The sequence below is a fragment of the Lacunisphaera limnophila genome, from assembly GCF_001746835.1.
GTDB lineage: Bacteria > Verrucomicrobiota > Verrucomicrobiia > Opitutales > Opitutaceae > Lacunisphaera > Lacunisphaera limnophila.
The window spans coordinates 2,625,318-2,648,085 of record NZ_CP016094.1 but is presented as its reverse complement, the minus strand read 5'-3'; the positions used below and the strand labels follow the sequence as shown (position 1 = coordinate 2,648,085).

At 67.0% G+C, this 22,768-nt stretch carries 23 protein-coding genes; 5 read left to right on the top strand and 18 right to left on the bottom strand.

Features of this window, described 5'->3' with window-relative positions; genetic code table 11:
• Nucleotides 1-39: 39 nt before the first annotated feature.
• From Verru16B_RS11025 to Verru16B_RS11010, 4 genes are all read left to right on the top strand, one after another.
• Nucleotides 40-558: a GNAT family N-acetyltransferase gene (locus tag Verru16B_RS11025; RefSeq protein WP_069962335.1), complete on the top strand. Its 519-nt coding sequence runs from the start codon at nucleotides 40-42 to the stop codon at nucleotides 556-558.
• 244 nt (nucleotides 559-802) lie between these two features.
• The gene (locus Verru16B_RS11020) at nucleotides 803-1,207 is read left to right on the top strand and encodes a VOC family protein (protein WP_069962334.1); all 405 of its coding nucleotides are present in this window, start codon (nucleotides 803-805) and stop codon (nucleotides 1,205-1,207) included.
• Nucleotides 1,208-1,575: 368 nt separating this feature from the next.
• Nucleotides 1,576-3,258, top strand: a complete 1,683-nt coding sequence (locus Verru16B_RS11015) for an FAD-dependent oxidoreductase (protein ID WP_069962333.1) — start codon at nucleotides 1,576-1,578, stop codon at nucleotides 3,256-3,258.
• Nucleotides 3,259-3,299: 41 nt separating this feature from the next.
• A complete protein-coding gene (locus Verru16B_RS11010) occupies nucleotides 3,300-3,848 on the top strand; it encodes a gluconate 2-dehydrogenase subunit 3 family protein (RefSeq protein ID WP_218918779.1) in 549 nt (182 codons plus the stop codon).
• Between the two features lie 103 nt (nucleotides 3,849-3,951).
• Here the strand turns inward: Verru16B_RS11010 and Verru16B_RS11005 are convergent, their stop codons facing one another.
• The 3 genes from Verru16B_RS11005 to Verru16B_RS10995 all read right to left on the bottom strand — a co-directional run bounded on the left by Verru16B_RS11005 (nucleotide 3,952) and on the right by Verru16B_RS10995 (nucleotide 6,996).
• The gene (locus Verru16B_RS11005) at nucleotides 3,952-4,584 is read right to left on the bottom strand and encodes a LysE family transporter (protein ID WP_069962331.1); all 633 of its coding nucleotides are present in this window, start codon (nucleotides 4,582-4,584) and stop codon (nucleotides 3,952-3,954) included.
• A gap of 82 nt (nucleotides 4,585-4,666) precedes the next feature.
• On the bottom strand, nucleotides 4,667-6,619 hold the full coding sequence (locus Verru16B_RS19135) for a methyl-accepting chemotaxis protein (RefSeq protein ID WP_069962330.1): 1,953 nt from the start codon (nucleotides 6,617-6,619) through the stop codon (nucleotides 4,667-4,669).
• A 29-nt stretch (nucleotides 6,620-6,648) separates the two neighbouring features.
• Nucleotides 6,649-6,996: an energy transducer TonB gene (locus Verru16B_RS10995; RefSeq protein WP_069962329.1), complete on the bottom strand. Its 348-nt coding sequence runs from the start codon at nucleotides 6,994-6,996 to the stop codon at nucleotides 6,649-6,651.
• Between the two features lie 125 nt (nucleotides 6,997-7,121).
• Here Verru16B_RS10995 and Verru16B_RS10990 point away from each other — a divergent pair, with 125 nt between their 5' ends.
• Nucleotides 7,122-10,784, top strand: a complete 3,663-nt coding sequence (locus tag Verru16B_RS10990) for a hybrid sensor histidine kinase/response regulator (RefSeq protein ID WP_169829288.1) — start codon at nucleotides 7,122-7,124, stop codon at nucleotides 10,782-10,784.
• A 240-nt stretch (nucleotides 10,785-11,024) separates the two neighbouring features.
• Here the strand turns inward: Verru16B_RS10990 and Verru16B_RS10985 are convergent, their stop codons facing one another.
• The 15 genes from Verru16B_RS10985 to Verru16B_RS10915 all read right to left on the bottom strand — a co-directional run bounded on the left by Verru16B_RS10985 (nucleotide 11,025) and on the right by Verru16B_RS10915 (nucleotide 22,645).
• Nucleotides 11,025-11,909 (bottom strand): flagellin, encoded by an 885-nt coding sequence (locus Verru16B_RS10985; protein WP_069962327.1) that lies wholly within the window; start codon nucleotides 11,907-11,909, stop codon nucleotides 11,025-11,027.
• Nucleotides 11,910-11,933: 24 nt separating this feature from the next.
• On the bottom strand, nucleotides 11,934-12,236 hold the full coding sequence (gene csrA / locus Verru16B_RS10980; protein ID WP_083270282.1) for a carbon storage regulator CsrA: 303 nt from the start codon (nucleotides 12,234-12,236) through the stop codon (nucleotides 11,934-11,936).
• A gap of 103 nt (nucleotides 12,237-12,339) precedes the next feature.
• A complete protein-coding gene (fliW, locus tag Verru16B_RS10975; RefSeq protein WP_069962326.1) occupies nucleotides 12,340-12,804 on the bottom strand; it encodes a flagellar assembly protein FliW in 465 nt (154 codons plus the stop codon).
• Nucleotides 12,805-12,857: 53 nt separating this feature from the next.
• Complete coding sequence (gene flgL / locus Verru16B_RS10970) at nucleotides 12,858-13,754, bottom strand: flagellar hook-associated protein FlgL (RefSeq protein ID WP_069962325.1); 897 nt, start codon at nucleotides 13,752-13,754, stop codon at nucleotides 12,858-12,860.
• A gap of 8 nt (nucleotides 13,755-13,762) precedes the next feature.
• Nucleotides 13,763-15,163 carry a flagellar hook-associated protein FlgK gene (gene flgK, locus Verru16B_RS10965; RefSeq protein ID WP_069962324.1) on the bottom strand — a complete coding sequence of 467 codons (1,401 nt, stop codon included), beginning with the start codon at nucleotides 15,161-15,163 and terminating at the stop codon, nucleotides 13,763-13,765.
• A gap of 111 nt (nucleotides 15,164-15,274) precedes the next feature.
• The gene (locus Verru16B_RS10960; protein ID WP_069962323.1) at nucleotides 15,275-15,775 is read right to left on the bottom strand and encodes a flagellar protein FlgN; all 501 of its coding nucleotides are present in this window, start codon (nucleotides 15,773-15,775) and stop codon (nucleotides 15,275-15,277) included.
• Entirely contained in the window at nucleotides 15,772-16,110 is a 339-nt protein-coding gene (locus Verru16B_RS10955; RefSeq protein WP_069962322.1) for a rod-binding protein, read from the bottom strand. The genes Verru16B_RS10960 and Verru16B_RS10955 overlap by 4 nt, the downstream gene beginning before the upstream one ends.
• Nucleotides 16,111-16,202: 92 nt before the next feature.
• Nucleotides 16,203-17,300 (bottom strand): flagellar basal body P-ring protein FlgI, encoded by a 1,098-nt coding sequence (locus Verru16B_RS10950; protein ID WP_237023392.1) that lies wholly within the window; start codon nucleotides 17,298-17,300, stop codon nucleotides 16,203-16,205.
• A gap of 24 nt (nucleotides 17,301-17,324) precedes the next feature.
• A complete protein-coding gene (locus Verru16B_RS10945) occupies nucleotides 17,325-17,957 on the bottom strand; it encodes a flagellar basal body L-ring protein FlgH (RefSeq protein ID WP_069962320.1) in 633 nt (210 codons plus the stop codon).
• Nucleotides 17,929-18,630, bottom strand: coding sequence for a flagellar basal body P-ring formation chaperone FlgA (gene flgA, locus Verru16B_RS10940; RefSeq protein WP_069962319.1), 702 nt, complete (start codon nucleotides 18,628-18,630; stop codon nucleotides 17,929-17,931). Before flgA ends, Verru16B_RS10945 begins: the two co-directional genes overlap by 29 nt.
• Nucleotides 18,631-18,635: 5 nt before the next feature.
• Nucleotides 18,636-19,418, bottom strand: a complete 783-nt coding sequence (gene flgG / locus Verru16B_RS10935) for a flagellar basal-body rod protein FlgG (RefSeq protein WP_069962318.1) — start codon at nucleotides 19,416-19,418, stop codon at nucleotides 18,636-18,638.
• A gap of 118 nt (nucleotides 19,419-19,536) precedes the next feature.
• Nucleotides 19,537-20,286, bottom strand: a complete 750-nt coding sequence (locus tag Verru16B_RS10930) for a flagellar hook-basal body protein (RefSeq protein ID WP_069962317.1) — start codon at nucleotides 20,284-20,286, stop codon at nucleotides 19,537-19,539.
• Between the two features lie 320 nt (nucleotides 20,287-20,606).
• Complete coding sequence (locus Verru16B_RS10925) at nucleotides 20,607-20,825, bottom strand: hypothetical protein (RefSeq protein ID WP_069962316.1); 219 nt, start codon at nucleotides 20,823-20,825, stop codon at nucleotides 20,607-20,609.
• Between the two features lie 23 nt (nucleotides 20,826-20,848).
• Complete coding sequence (locus Verru16B_RS10920; RefSeq protein ID WP_083270281.1) at nucleotides 20,849-21,679, bottom strand: flagellar motor protein MotB; 831 nt, start codon at nucleotides 21,677-21,679, stop codon at nucleotides 20,849-20,851.
• Between the two features lie 102 nt (nucleotides 21,680-21,781).
• A complete protein-coding gene (locus tag Verru16B_RS10915; RefSeq protein WP_069962314.1) occupies nucleotides 21,782-22,645 on the bottom strand; it encodes a motility-associated protein in 864 nt (287 codons plus the stop codon).
• Between the last annotated feature and the right edge of the window lie 123 nt (nucleotides 22,646-22,768).

Sequence of the window (22,768 nt, the reverse complement as noted above, 5' to 3'; positions counted from 1 at the left end):
CAGAATCAGCAGCCGAATGGCTATGGACCCTCTCCGCCCATGCGCATAATCCAAAAAGCAAGTATCCGCGACGCCAAGCGACTCGCGGATCTCGCCGAAAGAACCTTTCGCGACACGTTTGAAGCCGATAATAGCCGTGCAAACATGGACGCGCATTGTTCGAAAAGTTACAGCCAGGATATTCAAGCAGAAGAGATTGCCGACCCGGGGATGATTACGCTGCTCAGCAAGGACGCGGACGAGCTGGTCGGTTACGCGCAACTGCGTTGGGGGCATGCTCCTACCTGTGTCATGGCGGAAGCACCTGGCGAAATTCAGCGGCTCTATGTTTCGAAAGCGTGGCAGGGTGCGGGCATCGCTCACGACCTCATGCAGGCGTGCATCGCCGAGATGATTCGCCGTCAAATCGACGTAGTCTGGCTAGGCGTCTGGGAGCGAAATCCGCGGGCGATCGCCTTCTACAGAAAGTGCGGCTTCACTGAGGTCGGTGAGCATATTTTCACCCTCGGAGCGGATCGGCAGCGGGACGTCGTGATGGCCCGATCATGCAGGCCATAGCCACATGAAAAAACCTATCAGCAGATCCGGCAGTCGGGTCGGACGGCAGTTCATGATAGTAAGCGAGCATTCCAGCCCTGATATCACTATCCGCAGCCTGACTCTTTTGTACTCCAACGCTAATGCAGCTCGAGCCAGACCCCGTTCTAATCCATCGATTTTGCCTGATCGCTGAAGATTTCCACCCTCCCTGTCCGCCCTCCGCGGGATCGTTCGTTGAGGGTGTATTCGCCTCCCCTCCCCCATGAACAAACAGCTCTTCCTCAACCTTCCGGTCGCCAATTTGCCCAAGTCGCTGGCCTTCTACCAAGCCCTGGGCTATACGCCCAACCCGCAGTTCAGCGACGACACGGCCGCCTGCGTCAGCATCAGCGAGACGCTGTCCGTCATGCTCTCGACCCACGCCAAGTTCCGCCAGTTCACGCCCAAGGCCGTCTGTGACACGTCCCAGGCGGTGGAAGCCCTCTTTACCCTCACCTGCGAAAGCCGCCAGGAGGTGGACGATCTCGTGACCAAGGCCCTCGCGGCGGGCGGCTCAACCTACGACAAGGCGGAGGACTTCGGCTTCATGTACACGCATAGCTTTCTCGATCCCGACGGCCACGGCTGGGGCCTGCTGCACATGAATGCCATGCCGCCGGGGGCGTGAGGCGGGATTTGGAAATCCCGCCCTACAGCAAGGCAAGGTTAGCCGCAAAGAGGCGCAAAAGGCTTTCGTCCTGCACTCGCAAATCTTCCGCGCGACTATAGTCGCCTTGAAGGCTTCATCCGCGGCCGGGTACTTGTGACTTTTTGCGGCAATACTCTGGGGTTTGGCGGGGTTGTGAAGGGCGACATCTCCGCATGCCGCCGGCGGGCGTGGCGGGATTTGGAAATCCTGCCCTACAGGATAGCGGAGTCGGCGGTCATAGACCGCCGCTACAGATGGCGCGGGTCGGGGGGAGGACTGATCACGGTATCATCATGAAAACCCGGGATTGCTTCCGGGGGAATCCTGACCTCTCTGGAAGGCACCCCATGGCAGTTTCCACGCACTCCTATGACGCCATCGTCGTCGGCTCCGGCATTTCCGGCGGCTGGGCGGCGAAGGAACTCACCGAACAGGGCCTCAAGGTCCTCCTCCTCGAACGCGGCCCCAACGTCGAGCACATCACCGGCTACCCCAGCGCCCTCAAGGCCCCGTGGGAACTCCCGCACCGCGGCAAAAAATCCCGCGAGCTCATCGCCGAGCGCCCCATCTCCAACCGCGACCTCCTCCACGAGGCCAACGCCGAGTGGTGGGCCGACGAGCAAGACTGCCCCTACACCGAAACCAAACCCTTCGACTGGTTCCGCGGCTACCAGGTCGGCGGCCGCTCCCTCCTCTGGGGCCGCCACAGCTACCGCTGGAGCGATTTCGACTTCGCAGCGAACGCCGAGGACGGCATCGCCGTCGACTGGCCCCTCCGCTACGCCGATGTCGCGCCCTGGTATGACCATGTCGAGTCCTTCGCCGGCATCAGCGGCTCGCTCGAGGGCCTGCCCCAGCTCCCCGATGGCAAGTTTCTGCCGCCCTTCGATCTCAACTGCGTGGAGAAGGACGTGGCCGCCCGCATCAAGACCCATTACCAGGACCGCCGCCGCCTCATCATGGGCCGCCTGGCCAACCTCAGCGTGCCCCACGCGGGCCGCGTCAACTGCCAGTTCCGCGACAAGTGCTGGCTCGGCTGCCCGTTCGGCGCGTACTTCAGCACGCAGTCGGCCACCCTCCCCGCGGCCGTCGCCACCGGCAACCTCACGCTGCGGCCCGACTCCCTCGTCTCCCGCCTGCTCTACGACAAGGACGCCAAGCGCGCCACCGGCGTCGAGGTGCTCGACACCGCGACGCACCAGGTCACGGAATTCACGGCGAAGATCGTCTTCCTCTGCGCCTCGGCCTTCAATTCCACGTGGGTGCTGATGAACTCGGCCACGGACATCTGGCCGGGCGGCCTGGGCAGCAGCAGCGGCGAACTCGGGCACAACGCCATGGACCATCACTTCCGCGTCGGCGCCTTTGGCTACGCCGAGGGTTACCAGGACCGCATCGTGGCCGGCCGCCGCCCGGGCGGGTTCTACATTCCGCGCTACCAAAATTTGTTCGACGACAAGCGCGACTACCTCCGCGGCTTCGGTTACCAGGGCGCCGCCAGCCGACTCGGCTGGGAACGCGAGGTGCCGGAACTCGGCATCGGCGCCCCGCTCAAGGAAGCCCTCAGCGAGCCCGGTCCCTGGACCATTGGCATGACCGGCTTCGGCGAGACCCTGCCGTACCACGAGAACCGCATCAGCCTGGACCACTCGACCAAGGACAAGTGGGGTCTGCCGGTCCTGGCGATGGACTGCGCCATCCAGGACAACGAGTGGAAGATGCGGAAGGACATGCAAAACGACGCCGCCGAGATGCTCGAGGCCGCCGGCATGAAGCAGGTCCAGAAGACCAGCGCCGGCTACAACTTCGGCCGCGGCATCCACGAGATGGGCACCGCCCGCATGGGCCGCGACCCGAAGACCTCGGTGCTCAACGGCCACAACCAGGTGTGGGACGCGCCCAACGTCTTTGTGACCGACGGCGCCTGCATGACCTCCGCCGCCTGCGTGAACCCCTCGCTCACCTACATGGCCCTCACGGCCCGCGCCGCTGCCTTCGCGGTGGATGAACTCAAGAAACAGAACCTGTGATGAATCCTGTCACGCACCCCACCACCCTTTCCCGGCGTGAAATGCTCGCGCGCCTTGGCGTTCTGCTCGGCGGGGCGCTCATCGGCGGCGACACCTGGCTGCGCGGCGGCACGCTCGCCAGCAAGGCCCCCCGCCCCGGCTTCACGGCCGACGACCTCGTCCTGCTCGATGAGATCGCCGAGACGATCATCCCGGCGACCGAGACCCCCGGCGCCAAGGCGGCGGGCGTCGGCGCCTTCATGGCGATGATGGTCACGGACTGTTACGACGACGCCCATCACGCCGCCTTCGCGGCCGGGCTCGCGCAGTTGCGCGCCGAGGGTTTCCTGGTCGCAACGCCCGCCGCGCGCACCGCGCGGCTGAACGCCCTCGACGCCGAGCAGCGGGCGCACCAGGCCGCCAAGGCCGCCGCCGCGCCGGCGCATTTCTTCAAGTTGATGAAGCAGCTCACGGTCCTCGGGTATTTCACGTCGGAGATCGGCGCCGCGCAGGTGCTCGTCTATGAGGAGGCGCCCGGACGCTTCGACGGCAACATGCCGTACCGAAAGGGCGACCGGTATTTCTTCACGCCCCCGAGCCGGCATTTGTGATCGGGGTGTAGGGCGGCATCGCCGACGAAGGCTTGGCGTAGATGGCGAGGCAGTGCCGCCGGCGAGCAAGGCGGGATTCGGAAATCCCGCTCTACATCGCCCCCTACCCCAGCGATGCCAGGGCGAGGCTCACGGCGAAACCCAGGAAGACCACGCCCAGGGCGCGGTCGATCCAGTGGCCGTGGCGCAGGAAGGCGCGGCGCACGCTTTCGCGGGCGAACACGACCGATACAAAGCTGAACCAGGCCACGGTCGTGACCGTCATCCAGACACCGTAGCCAACCTGCACGAGCCGGGGCGTGGTGGCGCTCACCGCGAGCGGGAACAGCGCGATGAAGAAGAGCGCGGCCTTCGGGTTGAGGAGGTTCACCAGGAAGCCGGTGGTCCACGCAGCGCGGGCGGAGGGTTCGGCGGGGCCGCCGGCCAGGTCGATGTCGCCGGACCGCGGCCGGGCCTGCAGTGCCTGCAGGCCGATCCACGCGAGGTAGGCGGCGCCGAGCGCCTGAACCGTGAGCAGCGCCGCCGGGGAGTTTTTCAGAAACAGGCCGAGCCCGAGCAGACAATAGGTGATGTGGATCGAGAGCCCGCAGCCGATGCCGACGCTGGTCCAGAGCGCGGTGCGGCGCCCGTGGTGGAGGCTTTGCCGGAGCACAATGGCGAAGTCTGGCCCCGGGCTGGCCACGGCGAGGGCGTGCGCGAGCGCGAGGGTGAAGAATTCCGGCAGGTAGTCAGCCACAGGGGGGCACGAGTGCCGGGAGACGTCCGCAAAGGCAAGAGCGTGATCAAACGCGGGCGGGACCACCGCTATAGGGTGCGGCTCAGTCGTTCCACTCCATGGTCGCCGGCTGCGCGGAGGAACGCGCGGACGGGAGCACGGGGGTCTTGATGGCGGAAGTCTTGGTCTTGGCCGGGGCCGGGGCGGCAGCGTGCTCCTGACGGACGGGCCGGGCGGGCGAGACGATCGCCCCGGTGGCCGGCTGGTCGGCGAAGCCCTGGACCATGTGGAGCAGGTCGTCGACGGCGTTCTTCACCTGCGCGGACTGGGCCTTCATCTCGTCGGCCGAGCTGGCGGACTGTTCCGCGAGGGCCGCATTGGATTGGGTGATCTTGTCCATACCCGCGACGGCCTGGTTGAGCTGGCCAATGCCCTCGCTCTGCTCGCTGGAAGCCTGGGCGATGCCGCCGACCATCTCGTCGAGCTGGCGGATACGCTCGACGATCCGGTCGAGGCTGCCGGCGACCTGGCCGCTGATGGTGGCGCCCTGCTCGCTCTTGGCGGAGGCGTCCTCGATCTTGACGGCGGTCTCCTTGGCGGCCTGCGCGCTGCGCTGGGCGAGGTTGCGAACCTCCTCGGCGACGACCGCGAAACCGGCGCCGGCCTCACCGGCACGGGCGGCCTCGACGGCGGCATTGAGGGCGAGGATGTTGGTCTGGAAGGCGATCTCGTCGATCGTCTTGATGATCTTGGAAATCTCGGAGCTGGACGACTTGATCGCGGTCATGGCGTCGCGCATGGCGGTCATGTCGCGGGCGCCGTCGTCGGCGGCGGTGCGGGCCTCGGCGGCGAGGCCCTTGGCGGACTGGGCGCTCTCGGAATTGCGGGCGGTCATGCTGGCCATCTCGTGCAGGGAGGCGCTGCTCTCCTCGAGCGCAGCCGCCTGGCGGCTGGCGCCGTCGGCCATGGAGGAGCTGGCGGAGGAAACCTGCAGCGCGGCGGCGTGGGTCTGGCTCGACTCGAGGGCGAGCTGCTTGGCGATCTTGAGGATGGGGACGGTGATGCCGCGGATGATGAACCAGGCCACGACGAGGCCGAGGAGGCCGGCGCCGATGGTGCAGCCGAGCACGATGGTCTCGCTGCGGGTCTGCTCCGAGCGGCCGGACTGGCCGAGCTGGGACTGGAACTGGGTGACGGCCTCGCGGAGGCGGCCAAGGGCGGCGGTGAACTGCGGCGCGATCACGTCGAGTTCGTCCTTGAGGATGGTGGTCCGCTGCTGCTTGAGGGCGATGATCTCCTCCAGGCTTTTGCCGTAGCCGGCGCTGGCCGCGGCGGCGGCGACGAGGAGCGCGTCCTTGGCCGGGTCCTTGAGGGTTTCGTCGAGCTTCACGAGCTCGGCCTGGTCGTTTTGCAGGGTGGTGACGGCGGCGGCGACGGCCTTGATCTGGCCCTGGGCGGCCTCGGCGTAGGCGGCCCGTGAGGTCAGGAGGTAGGAGTTCGCGTTGCTGCTGGATTCGAAATAGCTCTTGAGGGCGGTGGAGACCTGGAACGCACCGTTCATGTCGCCGTTGTTGCGGGCGGCAGCGAGGATTTCCTCGAGGCCCTTGGCGATGCCCTGGCCCTGCGGGATCAGGCGGTCCTGCACCACGGTGGCCATCTGGTTGGTGGTGGCGATGACACGCTGGAACGACGCGTCATACTTGGCGATCAAGGCGGCGGCCTCGCGGAGGGCGGCGGTGCGGGTCGGGTCGGCGATCGACTCGAGGGCGTGGCCCATGGCGGCGTCGAGGCCGGTCTTGGCCTGCTGGTAGGCGGCGGCGCTCGTTTCCGAGCCGGTGGCGAGGAACTCGTTGACGCTGAGTTTGACCGCCAGCATCGCGGCCTCGACCCCGGCGACTTTGTTGGTCTCCTCAGTGCTGCCCGCGTACTGGTTGAGGCGTTTCCCGGAGGTGCCGAGGGCCAGCCACGCCGTCGTGGCCACGGCGGCAAGCAGGGTCAGGATCAGACAGAAGCCGAGACCGATGCGCCGGCCGATGGTGAGGGAGCTGAATTGCATGGGGTGGGGTCGGGAAAGCAGGAGCCGAATTAACTCTTGTTGTTGAACTGGATCGGGATGTTCACGCGCATCGCCACGGCCTCGCCTGCCTGCTTGGCGGGCTTGAACTTCCATTTGGACAGCGCGTCCATCGCCGGCTGGGAGAAGGCCTCGTGGGTGGTCTTGATGACCTTGGGTTCCTGCACGTTGCCCTTTTCATCGATGAGGATGCTGACGGTCACGACGCCGGAGGTGCCGGCGCGGCGCAGTTCGTCGGGAAACACGGGGGGCACGGTACGCACGGGTACCGGGGGCTCCATGCCATCGGCGGCACGAAGGGGAAGCTGACAGAGACCGAGGGTGACGAAGAGGAGGATGAGGATGGTTCTGGTTTTCATGCTGCGTGCCTTGGATTCGTCACAATCACGCGGCAATTAAGCGCATTTCTTGGCCGGTCCGGGTCCACAAATAGGGTTTAACTTTCCCAGGCGTTGTGCCGATATGGATGCTTCGACCGATGCCGGTGCCCACCACCTCCCTTCCGCCCCTCGACCGCACGGAAAACATCCTGCGGCGCATCAGCCAGGCGGCCACGCTGCTCGCCCTCGGGGCGGGGATGCTGGCGCTGGCCGGCTGGTGGACCGGCCTGGCGGGCCTGACCCGGTTGCGGGCCGACTGGCCCCCGCTCCTGCCGGCCAACGCGCTGGGCCTGGTGCTGGCCGCCACGGCGCTGTTGCTGCAGTGGACGCAGCGACCCGGTCACGCCCTCGCCAGCAATGTCATGGGCGGGCTCATCCTGCTCGGCGGCCTGAGCGGCTTTTTTTGCGAGTACCTCGGCCTGGGGGCCGCCTGGCAGGGCGGCGCGGCCAGCCTGTTGACCGGCGGCGCGGCGCAGGGCGTGGTCCACCAGCCGGGGGTCACCAACAACGCCATGCTGATCCTCGCCGGCCTGGGCCTCCTGCAGATAGAGCGCACCCGGCGGATCTGGCTCAGCCCATCGGCCTTGTTCGGGGCGATCCTCCTGGCCCTGGCCCTGTTCAGCCTGATGACCCGGCTGGCAGTGAGCCCCGACGCGGCCCCGGGCATCTCCGGACTGGGCGCGCTGGGCGCCGTGTGCCTCGGCCTGGCGCTGGTCACGATCCATTTCAACTCGGGCTTTGTGCTGGCGCTCAAGGCCGACAACGCCACCGGCCTGGTCGGCCGCCGCCTGCTGATCCTGGCCGGCATCCTGCCGCCGGCGCTTTACCTGCTGCAACTCCGCGTCGAGACGGCCACGCCGACCGACGGGCTCGAGCAGCTGGCGTTCACGACCGTGGCCTTCACCTTTGTGCTGCTGGCCGTGCTCGTGCTCTCGCTGCGCCGCCTCGAGCGGCTGGACCAGGACAAGACCCGCACGGAGCAGGAACGCGACCGCCTGCTCCACCGGGTGCAGCACCAGGCCGCCTCGCTGCAGCAGGAAGTCTCCATGCGCACCCGCGAGCTCAAGCTGCTCAACGACCGCCACCGGCTGGCCCTCCGCAGCTCCAGCTACGGGGTGTGGGACTGGGACGTGATCGCCGGGGAGCAGGTGTGGGACGGCACGATGCTGGCCATCTTCGGGCTGCAGGGGGCCGGCTTCAGCGGCAAGCACGAGGACTGGCTCAACCGCATCCACCCCGACGACCAGCCCCGCATCCGGCAGATCGACTGGAACGCGCTCGAGCCCGAGGAGAACCTCATCTTCGAATACCGCATCGTGCGCCCCGACGGCAACGTGCGGCAGCTGCGCGCCCAGGGGCAGCCCCAGTTCTCCCCCGAGGGCCGGCTGCTCCGGGTCGTCGGCCTCGCCCGCGACCAGACGCGCGAGAAGGAACGCGAGGTGGAGATGGACAGCCTGACGGAGCGGCTGCAGTTCGTCATCACCGCCGCGGGCTACGGCGTGTGGGAATACGATTTCAAGGCCGACCGCCTGTACTGGGACGAGCACCTGCTCAAGCTGCACGGCCTGGAGCGCAGCGATGTCTCCGGCGGCATCGAGGCCTGGCGGCAGCGCGTACATCCGGAGGACTGGCCCGAGGTGCAGCATCACCTGAACGAAGTCATCGCGGGTCGGCGCGACCAGTTTGAGCCCGAGTACCGGATCATCCTGCCCGGCGGGAGCGCCCGGTACATGCAGATGCGCAGCTACCTGATCCGGCAGCCCGACGGCACCCCGGGGCGGCTGGTGGGGTTGAACCGGGATGTGACGGCCGCGCGCGAGCTGCGCGAGCAGCTGCGGATTTCCGAGGAGCGCTGGCGCCTGATCGTGACCAGCAACAACGACGCCGTGTGGGACTGGGACCTGCAGCGCCAGCGGGTGTACCGCGACCAGCGGTACGCCGAGATGGTGGGCCTGGACCCCACCCAGCTGGCCGCCCAGCCGGAGGAGTGGAGCGCGCGTGTCCACCCCGAGGACCTGCCCGTGGCCCACGCCGCAATGCAGCAGCACCTCGAGGGCCGGAGCCCCTACTACCAGTGCGAGCTGCGGATGCGCCACCGCGACGGTCACTGGATCTGGATGCTCGACCGCGGCAAGGTGGTGGCGCGGGACGACCACGGCCAGCCGCTCCGCCTGGTCGGCACGCAGACCGACATCACCACCCGCAAGGTGCTGGAGGAAAAGCTGCGGCACAACGAGCAGCTGTCGCTGCAGCTCAACCGGCTGGCGCAGATCGGTGCGTGGGAAGAGGACACGGCCAGCGGCCGGCTCACCTGGGCGCCGGAAGTCTACCGCATCCATGAGGTGGACCTGGGCTTCACGCCCACGGCGGAAACGATCCGGGCCTTCTTCTCCCCGGAGGCGGCCACGGTCCTGGACGAGGCGTTCGCGCGCGCGCGGGAGGATGGCACGCCCTTCGACCTGGAACTCCCCTTCACCACCGCCCGCGGCCGCCCGCTGTGGATCCGCATCCTCGGGCAGGCGGAGACGCAGCTGGGCCGGGTCACGCGTCTCTTCGGCGGTTTCCAGGACATCACCGCCCGGCGCGACGCGGAGGAGATGCGCCGCCAGCTGGAGAGCCAGCTGTTCCAGGCCCAGAAGATGGAGACACTCGGCACGCTGGCCGGCGGCATCGCCCACGACTTCAACAACCTCCTCACGGGCATCCTCGGCTACCAGGACCTGGCCTTCGACGGGCTGGCGGAGGATCACGAATCGCGGCCCTACCTCGAGGCCTCGCGCGAGGCCAGCCTGCGCGCCCGCGAACTGGTGGACCAGATCCTCACCTTCAGCCGGCAGAGCGGCGCCAAGAAGGTGACCGTGGAGCTGAAAGCCATCGTCGAGGACGCCCGGCGCTTCCTGCGCGCGACGGTGCCGGCGACCATCCGGATCGAGGTCAGCGCGGCGGACGATTGCGCACCGGTCCTGGCCGATGCCAGCCAGATCCACCAGGTGCTGCTGAACCTCGGCTCCAATGCCGCGCACGCCATGCACCAGACCGGCGGGCTGATGCGCATCACGCTCTCGCCGGCGACCGTGGCGGAGAGTTCATCCTTCAACCAGCTCGCGCCCGGCCAGTATGTGCGGCTGGATTTCAGCGACAGCGGGCATGGGATGGACGAGACGACGTGCAAGCGCATCTTCGATCCCTTCTTCACGACCAAGGAAGTCGGCCAGGGCACCGGACTCGGGCTGTCGATGGTCCACGGGATCATCCAGGCGCACCAGGGAGCGATCAGCGTCGAGAGCGTGATCGGCCAGGGCACGACCTTCACCTTTTTCCTGCCGGTCGCGGAGGCGCAGGAAACACCGGTGCGCAACGCCAGCGCGGACATGCCGCGGGGCCGCGGGGAACTGGTGGCGATCGTGGATGACGAGGATCTGGTGCGCAGCTTTGCCCAGATCTCGCTTGAGCGCGCGGGCTACCGGGTGGTTGCCTTCGACCGGGCGTCGGCCTGCCTGGAGGAGATCCGCGGCCGCATCGGGGATTTTGCCGTGCTGCTGACGGACCAGACCATGCCCGGCATGAACGGCATGGAGCTGGTGACCGAGATCCGCAACCTCGCGCCCTCCCTGCCCGTGATCATTATGTCCGGCTACTATTCCCGCATCGCGCCCGAGATGCTGCAGCAGATGGGCTACGTCTCGCTGATATCCAAGCCGTTCACCAACGAGGAACTGGCGCACGCGGTGCACCGGAGCGTGTCGGGGTCGGCGGCGCCGGGTTAAGGAGGGCGGCGGGCCAACCAGCCCTGAGGTGAGTTTCCACCCGGGCATCCGAGTCAGATGGGGCCGGTGGGCAGTTATGGAGTCACAGCGACCCCGCCGTGGGGTCGGGCGGGCGGTGGGTGGGTGGACGTAATCGCGGGCGGGGTCGCCCACGCTCCAGGGTGAGAGCGGAGCGGGCAAAAAAAGGCCGGACCCGCCCGGTTAGGGGGAAGGTCCGGCCGGGGAATCAAAGGTCAGGGATTAACCCTGCTGGAGGAGCTGCAACACGCTGCGCGGGGTCTGGTTGGCCTGCGAGAGCATGGCGGTGCCGGACTGCACGAGGATGTTGTACTTCGCGAACTGGGTGGATTCCTCGGCCACGTCCACGTCGCGGATGCGTGAGATGGCGGAGCTGAGGTTCTCAAATTCGACCTGCAGCGTGGTGGCGGCGAGTTCGAGGCGGGACTGCGAGGCGCCGAGGGAGGCGCGCTCGGTGGCGACGTGCTGGATGGCGTCGGTGATGGCCTCAATGGCGTTGGTGTCGGACAGGCCGAGCGAGTAGGCGCCGGTGCCGTCCTGGTCAATGATGGCGAGCATGTCGCCGGTGCGCAGGTCGGAGGCGCCGATGGTCATCTCCTGGCCGACGGCCTGGCCGATGGTGACGGTGAGGCCGCCGCCGGTGGTCGAGCCGAAGAGCGAGATGCCGTTGAAGGCACCGAGCGGGGCGGAGATGTCAGCCGTACCGCCGATGTCGGCGGAGGAACCGCCGATGGTGGCGCGGAGCTGGTCCTGCAGGGCGGTGAACTCCTGCGAGTAGAGGTCGATGTCGGTGGAGTTCTTGGTGACGTCCTTGGCCAGGATCGCGAGCTCGCTCATGCGCGAGAGGATCTTGGTCATGCCGGACATGAAGCCGTCGGCCGTCTGCACATAGGAGACGGCGTTCTGGACGTTGGTGATGGCCGCTTTGACGCGGCGGCCTTGGGCGTCCAATTTCTCGGACACGGCGAGGCCGGCGGCGTCGTCGGACGGGTTGACGATCTTGGAGCCGGAGGAAAGGCGCGACAGCGAGCGGCCGAGCATTTCCTGAGAGGCGTTGAGGTTGCGGGCAGCCGCGATGGCCTGGATGTTGGTATTGATGACGCTCATGGTGGTGGCGTGGGTTCTGTGGTTTTATGCCGCCGCGCCATTGCGGCGACCGGCAGGTTTGACGCCATCCATGGGGGGTGAGACCGGTCCTAAATCCTTGGGCCGGGAAATTTTGGGCAGGGCGGGCAGGGTCTGCGCGGAGTGCGGCAGGGCGGCGGCCTGGTTGCTGGCAACGATGGCGCTGTGCACTTCCTTGCGGAAGATCGGCACGTCACGGGGGGCGATGATGCCGATCTTGACCACGTCGCCTTCGATGCGGTTGATGCGGATCTCGATGCCATCACCGATGATGATGGCCTCATTGGCCTTGCGGGATAAGACGAGCATTTGAGTAAGATCAGGGCTGGGATCCGTCGGGCTTGGGTCCAGTAATCTGATCGTAGAAGGTTAGGTGGTGGGTGGCAGGTCGGTCCGGGTGTGGCGGAGCGACTCAGGCGGTGGCGCGGGTGGTGGCGGCGTCGACCAGCGGCCAGTGGGCGCTGTATTGCGAGTAGTTGGAGATGACGAGCTGGCGGGCGATCCGCGTGCGGCGGTTGACCACGATGGGGCCGACCAGGTTCACGACGGCGTCGAGGGGGTTCTGGTTCTTGAGGGTGACGATATTGAGCAGCATGGCCTCGGAGGCGCTGCGCAGGTCGAGGGCCTCGGCGTCGGAATCGAAGAGCTCGGGCACGTAGCCGGGGACGAGTCCGGCGGGCTCGATGACGATGAAGTGCACGGCATCGGCGGCGCGGTGGAGCTTGAGCCAGAGGAACGGGAGGTGGTCCGGGACGTAGAGGATCTCGGCGCGGGTGTATTCCTTGAAGCCGATGATGCCCTGGGGCAGCTCGAAGCTGTTGGCGGCGGGCGGCGGGGTCATCACGGCGGTGGTCGGGAGGTCAGGCAGGACTTTCATGGCGGGTGGTGGAAGGGTATCAGGGTGGGAGGTTAAGCAGAGGGAGCAGCAGCTCAGCGGATGTAATCGAGGAGGGAAATTTTCATGATGCTGGCGGCGGACTGGAGGGCGGCCTGGTAGGCGACCTGCGATTGGTTCAAGCGCACGATGGTATCGGGCAGGTCGGCGCTGGTCTCGCCGGCGACGAGGCTCACGAGGCTGTCGCCGCGAGCCTGCTGCTGGGTGCGGTTGACCTCGATGCGCATCTGGACGGCGCCGGTGTTGGCGAGGGCGGAGACGAGGTCGTCCTCGCCGTTGATGAGGGCGGCCTGGGCGGTGGCGATGCCGGCGCTGTCGTTGGCGTTGAAGGCGTCGCGCAGGCCGACCAGCTGGTTGAGCAAGTCGCGCACGGACTGGTTGGTCGCGCCGCTGCTGAAGGGGGAAACGCTGGCGACCTCGGAGAGGGGAATGTTGGCGGTCGCGTTGTCGCCGTCGTAGGTGGCGGCGGTGACATTGCCGGCGCCGTCGCGGGTGACGGAGAACGGCGGGGTGTCGACGGCGGTCCCGGCGAAGAGGTAATCGCTGCCGAGGCGGGTGTTGCCGACCTGCAGCAGCTGTTCGATGAGTTGGTTGACCTCGGCGGAGTAGGCCTGAAGGGCGTCCGGGCCGGCGGTGGAGCGGCCGAGGGTGGCGAGTTCGCCGGCGCGGGTGGAGATCTCCTTCACGTCGCCGAGCCCGGCAAACGTGGCCTGGCTGATCTCGAGGGCACGGGTGGCGTTGCGGTCAAACTGGTCGACACGGCGGAGTTCGCTCTGCTGGTTGAGCACGCGACCGGCGGCCGCGGGATCCTCATCGGCCTGCGTGATGCGCTGGCCGGACGCCACCTGGTTCTGCAGCTTCGCCGTCTGCACGCCCAGCGACTGGATCTGGCGGACGATGTTATCCTGGATGGTGTTGGAGGCGATTCTCATGGGGGGCGTTAGCCGAGCCGGTTGACGATGGTGTCGAGAAGCTCGTCGACGACGGAGAAGACGCGGGAGGAGGCCTGGAAGGCGCGCTGGAAGCGCACGAGGTCGGCCATTTCCTCGTCGAGGGAGACGCCGCTGACGGTGTCGCGCTGGTTGCGGACGAGCTGCTGGATCTTGTCCTGGTCGGCGGCGCGGGCGGTGGCGGTGGCGAGGGCCTGGCCGAGGTCGCTGACGGAGCGGGAATAGAACTGGCCGAGGGTGCCGTCGATGAGATCGCCGGAGCCGGTGGAGAAAGTCTGGTTCGCGAGGCCCGCCACGGCGATCGCGATTGTGTTATCGCCCGCGGCGCCAGTGCCGGTGACGAGGCTGGAGGCGGTGAGGCCGCTGCGCACCGCGATGGTGGCGGCGGTGGTGCCGGCCGGGGCGAAGAAGTCCGCGCCCGGGGTGGCGGAGGGATTGTAGGCGGCGTTGACCGAGGTGACGAGTTGCTCGGCGAGCAGGTCGAGGTTGTCGCGGAGGGTCTGGACCGCGCCGTCGCGGGCGGCGAGCGCCCCGTGGATGGAGCCGGAGCCGAGGGCGATGGTCGTGGCGGGGGAACCGCCGGTGATAGCGGTCCCGTTGAAGGCGATCGTGCCGTTCACGGTCGGCCCCTCGAGCAGGATGATGTCGGTGTTGCCCGCGTCCTTGGCGACGAGGCGCACCTGGCCGTCGCCCATGTCGCGCACCTCGACGGGCAGGATGGCCGCGAGTTCCTCGAGGCGGGCCTGGCGCTGGTCGCGGAGGTCGACGGCGATGCCAGGGCGGGAAACCTCGAAGCGGGCGATCTGCGCGTTGAGGCCCGCCAGGGTGTCGAGGAGGGTGTTCACCTCGCTGACCTCGGCGCCGATGCCGGCGTCGATGTCGCTCTGCACCTGGCTCAGGCGGGTGTCGGCCTCCTGCAGGGAGTCGGTGAGGATGGCGGCCTTTTGGAGGAGCGTCTGACGCGTGCCCATGTCGGTGGGCCGGGCGGCGAGGCTCTGGAAGGCGTTGAAGAAATTATCGAGACCGGCAGCGAGGCCGCCAGTGGAGGAACCGGTGAGGGCGGAGCTGCCGTCGATGTTCTGGCCGAGGCCGGCCTGGGCGCGCTGGAGAGCCTGCTGCTCGGCGTCGAGGGAGCCACCGAGGCCGATCTCGCGCATGAGCTGGCGGTCGAGGAGGATGTCGCGGAGCTGGCGGACGGCCAGCACCTCGAGGCCGAGGCTCTGCACGCCGTCGGGGGTCTCGACCGTGCCGCGGTCGCCGTAGACCACGCGCTGGCGGGCGTAGTTGGGGTTGTTGACGTTGGCCAGGTTCTTGCCGCTGGTCTCAATGGCACGACTGTGCGCATCGAGCGCCATCGAGCTGGAATTGAGGGTGGAGAATAGGCCGGACATGGGAGGAAAATTAAGAAGGAGGAAGGAAGAATTAAGAAATCTGAGGGGAAGGGTTTCGTTCGGTGGGTCGGATTTTCATCCGTCTTACTTTTTAATTCTTACTTGGTTGGTTCAGCCAGCGGCCTGCAACGTGCCGGCGGTGCGGGCGTTGGATGTGAGGCTCTTGCGACCGGAGGGGGAATAGGTGTGCAGGAAGGCGTCGGGCCGGAGGGTGCGGAGGAGTTCCTGGTGCGTCTCGACCGTGCGGGCGAGGAGGCTGTGGTTCTGGCGGGTGAGGCGGCGGACGCGATGGATGAGCACGTTGACCTCGTCGATGAGGGCCTCGAGGAGCGGGCGCGCGTCGGCGGGGATGAAGGAGAGCAGGGAGCGGAGGGTGGCGGTGGCGGGCTGCTGGTGGGCCAGGGCAAATGCGCCGACGATCTGCTCGCGGTTGGCCCGGTGCTCAGCCATGACGCGGGTATGGGCTTCGATCTCGCCGCTGAGGTGGAGGACGGCCTCGGTGTCGCGGGCGAAGAGGCTTTGCTGCTGCCGCTCGAAGAGGTTGAGGAGGCCGCCGAAGCCGGCGATCTCGGTGCGGAGGGACTCCGCGATAATGGGCCAGGCTTCGTTCATTTGGAATCCTCCGTCGGGTCGGCCTCGGCGAGGGAGGCGCGGGGCGAGAGTTGTTGCGTGAGCATGCCGGACAGACCGAGCCCCCCACCCTCGCTCAGCTTGCTGGCGATGACGTCGGTGAGCATGAAACCGTACATGTTGCCGGCGGGACCATCGCCCATGATCTTGCCGACGCTGTCGGAGAGCAGCTGGCGCAGGATGATCGCCTCGAACTGCCCGGCCGCAGCGCGAACCTGCTCGCTCTTCGGCAGGGCGCGGAGGGCGGCGGGCTTGCCGCTGCCCGCGAGGGCGGCGGCGGCGGCGGTGTTCGGGCTGATGGGTGCGACGGCGGACATGGGAGGAAAGGATGAAGTAAGAAGGAAGAAATTCTTGGAGGCGGTGGTTCGGTTCGGTGGTTCGGTACTTATTAATTCTTCCTTCTTACTTCTTAATTGATGACCAGTTCGGCCTGGAGGGCGCCGGAGCGTTTGAGGGACTGGAAGATGGCCATCATGTCGCGGGTGGAGACGCCGAGGGAGTTGAGGGCGGCGGCGAGGCGCTCGATGCTCGGGGACTCGTTGAGGACGGTGAACCCGCCCTTGCCCTCGCTGACGGCCGTCTGGGTGGTGGGGACGGCGACGGTCTGGCCGTTCGGGCTGAAGGAATTGGGCTGGCTGACGCCGACGTTCGACGTGACGGTGATCGTCAGCGAGCCGTGGGCGATGGCGACCTGGGAGAGGCGGACGGTGGAGGTGGCGACGATGGTGCCGGTGCGCTCGTTGATCACGATGCGGGCGAGGGTATCGGGTTCGACCTGGACGGTGCCGAGGTCGGCGAGGAAGGCGACGTCGCGGCCCGCGTATTCGGCGGGGAGGCCGACCTTGATGGTGGCGGCGTCGACGGCATGGGCGGAGCCCGGGTAGCGGTCGTTGATAGCGTCGGCCATGCGAGCGGCGGAGGTGAAATCGGGGTTGTGCAGGAGAAGGCGGAGGGTGTTGTCGGTCACGAACTCGGCGGCGATCTCGCGCTCGACGATGGCGCCGTTGCTGATGCTGCCGACGGTCGGGTGGTTCTTCTGGACGGTGGCGCCGCCGGCACCGCCGGCACCGCCGAGGAAGCCGCCGATGGCGACGGGGCCCTGGGCGACGGCGTAGACGCGGCCGTCGGCACCGATGAGCGGGGTCTGGAGGAGCACGCCGCCCTGGAGGGACTTGGCGTCGCCCATGGCCGCAACGGTGACATCGATGCGCGCGCCGGGCTTGAGGAAGGCGGCGATGTCGGCCGTGAGCATGACGGCGGCGACGTTCTTGGCCTTGATTTCGGTGGAGTCGACGTTGAGGCCGTGACGGGAGAGGATGTTGGAGACGGCGCGGAGGGTGGAGACCGCGTTGCTGTCGCCGTCACCGGCGAGGCCGACCACGATGCCGTAGCCGACCAGCTGATTGTCGCGCCCGCCCTCGATGAGGGTCAGGTCCTTCACGCGCGAAGCCTGCAGCGCGCCGGTGGTGAGCAGCGCGAGGGCGAGGGAGAGCAGTCTGGGCAACATCCGTGTCATGACAGCTGGAGGGATTTAAAAGGGGCGGAGCTTTTCGTAGACCTTGGCGAGCCAGCCGCGCTTCTGCGCATCGGTGAGGTTGCCCTCGCTGAGGAACTCGACGCGGGCGTCGGCGACGTTGCTGGAAAGGACGGTGTTGGCGGCGGTGACATCGTCCGGGCGCACGAGGCCGTGGAGGACGACATACTGGGTCTCGCCGGAGAAGGAGACCTGGCGGGCGCCCTCGATGACGAGGTTGCCGTTGGGCAGGACGTCGGTGACGAGGACGGCGGCGCGGGCGATCAGGGTCTGGGAATTGTTGACCTGGCCGCCGCCGCTGTAGTTGGCCGTGCCGGTGGCGCTGGTGGCGGGCAGTTCGCCCTTGTGGGTGAGCAGGCCGGAGGCGGCCTGGCTGAAGACGAACTGGCCGATGGCGTCCTCGAGGCTGGAGTCGCGGTTGGATGACTTGGACTGGTTGCTGGAAGCGGTGGCGATCTCAGAGACGACGACGGTGATGATGTCGCCCACGCGGGAGGCGCGGCGGTCGGCGAGCATGCCGCGGGTGTTCTGGGCCGGCCAGAGCGAGCTGGCCGACGCGGTGACCGCGGCGGTGAGGAGGAGCGCGGCGCAAGCCGCGTGCTTAGAAGCGGACTTGGACACGGTTTTCATCGATGACAAAGGCGGTAAAATCCTTGCGGGATTCGAGATTGCGGAGGGTGACGGCCTCGCCCTGGGCGCCGCTCTGGAGGGCGAGGGCTTTCATGGAGATGACCAGGCTGCCCTCGGCGGCGCTGACTTCGACCATGTCGCCCTTCTTGACAAGGGGGCGGCGGGCGATGTCGCGCCAGGTGACGATGCGGCCGGCCTGCACGGCGCGGACAAACAAGTAGGAGGCGTCGCCGACGGCGGCCGGGAGGGCGTCGCGGTCGCGGAAGAGGTCGACGCGGCGGACCTCGAGCAGGGAGGGATCGAAGGTGGCTTGGTGGGCCAGCGGCTGGCGGGCGGACCAGGCATCGCGCCAGAGCGCGGCGCGGAGGGTGATGGTGAGATCGGACGAGGGTTCGCCGTCAGCCAGCACGCGGCAGCGCAGGAGCATGGCCGCGGTGGCGACGGAAGGATACTCGGTGATGACGACCTGCCAGTCGCGGGCCAATGACGCCGGCGATGCCCAGGGGCGGAGCAGCTCAAGCTGGAGATCGCCCTCGAGGTTGAAATGGGAAACCAGCTCGCGGGTGATCGCGCCGACGAAGGCGTCCTGGGTAAGCGGGCCGGGCGAAACCGGCGCGTCCGCGCGGGCGGAGGCGGCCAGGAGGAGGGTGAGCAGGAAAAGGAGGCGACGCATGGCGGTCAGCGTTTGAGATTGGCGACGTTCTGGAGCATCTCGTCGGAGGCTTGGATGGACTTGGAATTCACCTCGTAGGCGCGCTGGGCGACGATGAGGTTCACCATCTCCTCGACGATGTTAACGTTGGAGGCCTCGATGTAGCCCTGGATGGTGCGGGCGAAGCCGGCCTCGCCGGGATTGCCGGTCTCGGGGGTGCCGGAGGCGGCGGTCTCCTCGTACATGTTGCCGCCGAGCGAGCGCAGGCCGGCGGGATTGGAGAAGCGGGTGAGCGTGAGGCGGAAGGTCTGGCTGCCGCCGGCGGACTGGAGGGTGACGTTGCCGTCCTCGGAGAGAGAGATGGAGGTGGTGCCGGCGGGGATGGGCTGGAAGCCGCTGAGGACGGGGAGACCGTCGATGGTGACGACCGCGCCTTGGGCATTCATCTTGAAGGAGCCGTCGCGGGTGTAAGCGAGCGTGCCGTCGGGGCGCTGGATCTCGAAGAAGCCGTCGCCTTGGAGGGCGACGTCGAGGTTCTCACCGGTGTTGGTGAGCTGGCCCTGGGTGAAAACCTTGGAGGTGGCGGCGACGCGCGCGCCGTTGCCGACCTCGATGCCGGTGGGGACGATGTTGCCGCCGCCGGAGTCGGAGCCCGAGGCGCGGGGCTTCTGGTAGAGCAGATCCTGGAACTCGATCTTGCTGCGCTTGAAGCCGGGGGTGTTCACGTTCGCCAGGTTGTTGGCGATCGTGTTGAGGTTGAGCTGCTGGGCCTCCATGCCCGTGGCCGCGGAGTAGAGCGAGAGGTTCATAGGAGGGAGGAGCGGAACGCTGACGGGGAAATTGGGGCCGGCCCGGCCCCATACCGGGCGCGGCCATGCAGTCGTGATTGCGGCTGTCTGTATGGGGAATTCATGGAAGGGGGGCGGCTCAACCGAGGGCCTGGAGGGCCTTCTCCATCTGCTGGTCGATGGCGGTGATCATCTTCTGGTTGGCCTCGTAGGCGCGGGAGATGAGGACGAGGTCGACCATCTCGCGGAGGGGCTGGACATTGCTCTGCTCGAGGTAGCCCTGCATGAGGTCGGGTTCCTCCACCTCTTCCATCGCGGCGCCGGGGCCGGCCTTGAACATGCCGCCGGAAGTCGGCATCAGGGCGGCGGTGTTGCCAAAACGCTGGATCGAGAGTTTGCCGAGGGCGGTGTTGCCCTGGAAGAGGGTGCCGTCCTGGTTGACGACCACGGGGCCGCCACCGGGGAGGAGGACAAAGGGGTCGCCGGAGTTGCTCAAGACCTCCAGACCGGCCGAGGTGACCAGGGTGCGGTCGGGGCGCAGGCGAAACTCGCCGCTGCGGGTGTAGGCTTTCTCGCCGTCGGGCATCTGGACCTCGAAGAAGCCGTCGCCTTGGATGGCGATGTCGAGTTCGCGGCGGGTGGGCATCGTCTCACCGGACAGGAAGTTGATGCCGGCGGAAGTCCGGGGGAAGATGGCGGGCACGCCGGCATCGACGCCGGTCTTGCTGTTGTTGTCGGGGCGGATCTCACCCGCGTTCTCCGTACTGAACTGGATCGTGCGCTTGCGGTAACCGGAGGTCTGGGCCGAGGTGATGTTTTGGGAAACATTCTCCTGCCACCGCTCTAAAGCGGCAAGGGAGGCGGCACTCTGGTATAGCCCGATGTTCATGTGAACCCGACTTTAGCACTGTCGGTGCCAAGGACTTTGCCACCCACCCTACCCTCTTACGGATAATGACTTAAAAATATCTAAATCCGGGCCCGTTTCACTTGGGGGCTGGGCCAGACCTCGGCCGGCAATTCTTGCCTGAGCGAGGATTCGCCTGCCCGACATCCTGCCTCGCGCAAAGGGGCACGGAGAACGCTAGGGCGGGAAAAGGACACGAGGCGGGGCGTGAGCCAATTAATCCATCAAGCGCACACCAGGGGGGCGCTTCCCCCGGTTCGCTGGACCAACCTCAGCCCGAATACTGACAACGCTTTATGCGCTCAGCTGCCGACGGGATAGAGGCAGTCGACCTCGATTTTCTCCCCGCAAGCGCAGGTGACGAGGATGCGGACAACCTTGTCGCCCTCCTTGATGACCTCGACGACCGGGCCCTCGGGCGCGGGGTTGGCCGGACGCACGGGTGTGCTGGCGGCATGGAGATGCAGGGAACGGAGCGGGGCGGTTTCGTGGGTCCGCTTGCCGGAGAGAAAGGGCTTCATGGAAAAAAGGGCCGCGGGGCGGGTCAGTGAGCGAGGGCGGCCACGGGTTTGAGGGCCGGCCCGGCGGGCGGGGCCGCCGGAAGGGTCGTGGCGCCGGCGGTCTTGAGTTTCTCGCGGGCCTTCTGGCCGAGGGCGAGGCTGAGAGTGATGCGCTGGTTGGCCTCCGCAGCCGGGTCCTCGTTGGGGAGGGGCACGGTTGCAGCGTAGCCGGTGACCCGTTCGATCAGTTCGGCCTCGACCGCATAATACACGAGCAGACGGCGGGCGGCGTTGGCCCGATCGGACGAGAGTTCCCACGCGGTATATTCCTCCCGGGGCAGCACGAGGCCCGCCCGGGTGTGACCATCGATCGTGACCCGGAAGCGGTGCCGGTCGATCAGCCAGGCCATGGACTGCAACAGATGGATGCCCCACTCCGTGAACTCCACGCCGTCGTTTTTGAACAGCGGCTGGTTGGGCCGGTCGAAGAGCGTGAGGCGGAGACCATCGGAGGTGACCTGGACGTCGATGGGTTTCTGGTCGAGCGTCTGGTCGAGGTGGAGCAGGCGGTAGAAATCGGCGGCGACGGAGTTGAGGAAGCTGAGCTCGATCTGCTTGTCCTTGCTGGAGGGCTTTTCCTCGCCGGCGGAGTCCTCGGATTCCTTGGGGCTGCTGTTGCTGTCGCTCTGCTTGTTGAAGGGCATGATGCCCGAGTGGTCGTCCATCGGGGAGCTGAAGGGGCTCTGGAAATACTTGGAGGTGGCGATGAGAATCTTTTTGTCCTGGGCGGAGATCCACAGCACCAGGAAAAGCGCCATCAGCGCGGTCATGAAGTCCGCGAAAGCCACTTTCCATGCTCCACCTCCTCCGGCCATGGTCAGGAGAAGTGACAGGAAAGCCCAGCAGCCATCCCGACGCGGGAGGCGCAGACAGCAGTCCTGATCCTTGTTACTTGATACTTCATCATGGTTCTTGGGTTACTTGCCGGTGCCCAGGCCCTTGACGGCGGCCTCGAGTTCGTCGGCGCCGGGCTGGACGGAGCCGTCGAGCGAGCGGCGGGCGACCTCGATGGCGGTCAGCGGGGCGAGGCCCTTGGCGAAGCCGGCGACGGCGTGCATGATGCAATTGAAGCAAAGCATGTCAGACGCGTTGTTGGAGCGGATGCGGCCGGCGAGGGGATTGACGAAGCCGTAGGCGACGAAGATGCCGAGCAGGGTGCCGGTGAGGGCGGCGGCGACCTTCTCGCCGACCACCTCGGGGCCCTCGGCGATGGCGGACATGGTGTTGATGATGCCGAGCACGGCGGCGACGATGCCGATGGCGGGCAGCGAGTCGCCGATCATCTGCATGGCGTGGACCGGGTGGTCCATCTCCAGCTCCTTGGCCTTGAGCTCGGCGGCCATGAGGTCCTCGAGCTGGTCGGGCTTGATCTTGCCGTCGATGACGGGTTTCAGGCCGTTAATGAGGAAGTGGAGGCGCTCGTGGTGGGCGAGGACGGACGGGTATCGTTGGAAGAGGGCGCTCTTGGACGGGTCCATCACATGTTCCTCGAGGGCGATGAGGCCGTTGCGGCGGCCGGTCATGAACAGCTCGTAGAGCAGTTTGAGCAGCTCGAAGAAATCCTTTTTGACCGGCGTCTTGCCGGCCAGGGCGTCCTTCGTCTTGTGGATGATCTCCATCATGACGTGCATCGGGGTGGCGATGACCAGCACGCCCAGGGCGATGCCGAGAATCACGACGAATTCCGACAAATGCAGCAGTACGCCCGGGTGGCCCCCGGCCATCATGAAACCGCCGATGGTGGCGGCAAAGACGATGAATACCCCGATGAGGATCAGCATGGTGGGAGGGGAGTGAAAAAAGCCGGCCGGGAACCGCTGCGGGAACGCCCGGAGGCGGGATACAGGGATCCCGCCCGGTCGTGGTCAGGCGATAGTGGGAACGGAGGGTGCAAAAACGGTTTC

Excerpts from the sequence above, each read along its gene's own strand:
- Verru16B_RS11025 (WP_069962335.1), top strand. The coding sequence starts at position 40 with ATGCGCATAATCCAAAAAGCAAGTATCCGCGACGCCAAGCGACTCGCG.
- Verru16B_RS11020 (WP_069962334.1), top strand. The coding sequence starts at position 803 with ATGAACAAACAGCTCTTCCTCAACCTTCCGGTCGCCAATTTGCCCAAG.
- Verru16B_RS11015 (WP_069962333.1), top strand. The coding sequence starts at position 1,576 with ATGGCAGTTTCCACGCACTCCTATGACGCCATCGTCGTCGGCTCCGGC.
- Verru16B_RS11010 (WP_218918779.1), top strand. The coding sequence starts at position 3,300 with ATGCTCGCGCGCCTTGGCGTTCTGCTCGGCGGGGCGCTCATCGGCGGC.
- Verru16B_RS19135 (WP_069962330.1), bottom strand. The coding sequence starts at position 6,619 with ATGCAATTCAGCTCCCTCACCATCGGCCGGCGCATCGGTCTCGGCTTC.
- Verru16B_RS10995 (WP_069962329.1), bottom strand. The coding sequence starts at position 6,996 with ATGAAAACCAGAACCATCCTCATCCTCCTCTTCGTCACCCTCGGTCTC.
- Verru16B_RS10985 (WP_069962327.1), bottom strand. The coding sequence starts at position 11,909 with ATGAGCGTCATCAATACCAACATCCAGGCCATCGCGGCTGCCCGCAAC.
- csrA (WP_083270282.1), bottom strand. The coding sequence starts at position 12,236 with ATGCTCGTCTTATCCCGCAAGGCCAATGAGGCCATCATCATCGGTGAT.
- fliW (WP_069962326.1), bottom strand. The coding sequence starts at position 12,804 with ATGAAAGTCCTGCCTGACCTCCCGACCACCGCCGTGATGACCCCGCCG.
- flgL (WP_069962325.1), bottom strand. The coding sequence starts at position 13,754 with ATGAGAATCGCCTCCAACACCATCCAGGATAACATCGTCCGCCAGATC.
- flgK (WP_069962324.1), bottom strand. The coding sequence starts at position 15,163 with ATGTCCGGCCTATTCTCCACCCTCAATTCCAGCTCGATGGCGCTCGAT.
- Verru16B_RS10960 (WP_069962323.1), bottom strand. The coding sequence starts at position 15,775 with ATGAACGAAGCCTGGCCCATTATCGCGGAGTCCCTCCGCACCGAGATC.
- Verru16B_RS10955 (WP_069962322.1), bottom strand. The coding sequence starts at position 16,110 with ATGTCCGCCGTCGCACCCATCAGCCCGAACACCGCCGCCGCCGCCGCC.
- Verru16B_RS10950 (WP_237023392.1), bottom strand. The coding sequence starts at position 17,300 with ATGTTGCCCAGACTGCTCTCCCTCGCCCTCGCGCTGCTCACCACCGGC.
- Verru16B_RS10945 (WP_069962320.1), bottom strand. The coding sequence starts at position 17,957 with ATGAAAACCGTGTCCAAGTCCGCTTCTAAGCACGCGGCTTGCGCCGCG.
- flgA (WP_069962319.1), bottom strand. The coding sequence starts at position 18,630 with ATGCGTCGCCTCCTTTTCCTGCTCACCCTCCTCCTGGCCGCCTCCGCC.
- flgG (WP_069962318.1), bottom strand. The coding sequence starts at position 19,418 with ATGAACCTCTCGCTCTACTCCGCGGCCACGGGCATGGAGGCCCAGCAG.
- Verru16B_RS10930 (WP_069962317.1), bottom strand. The coding sequence starts at position 20,286 with ATGAACATCGGGCTATACCAGAGTGCCGCCTCCCTTGCCGCTTTAGAG.
- Verru16B_RS10925 (WP_069962316.1), bottom strand. The coding sequence starts at position 20,825 with ATGAAGCCCTTTCTCTCCGGCAAGCGGACCCACGAAACCGCCCCGCTC.
- Verru16B_RS10920 (WP_083270281.1), bottom strand. The coding sequence starts at position 21,679 with ATGGCCGGAGGAGGTGGAGCATGGAAAGTGGCTTTCGCGGACTTCATG.
- Verru16B_RS10915 (WP_069962314.1), bottom strand. The coding sequence starts at position 22,645 with ATGCTGATCCTCATCGGGGTATTCATCGTCTTTGCCGCCACCATCGGC.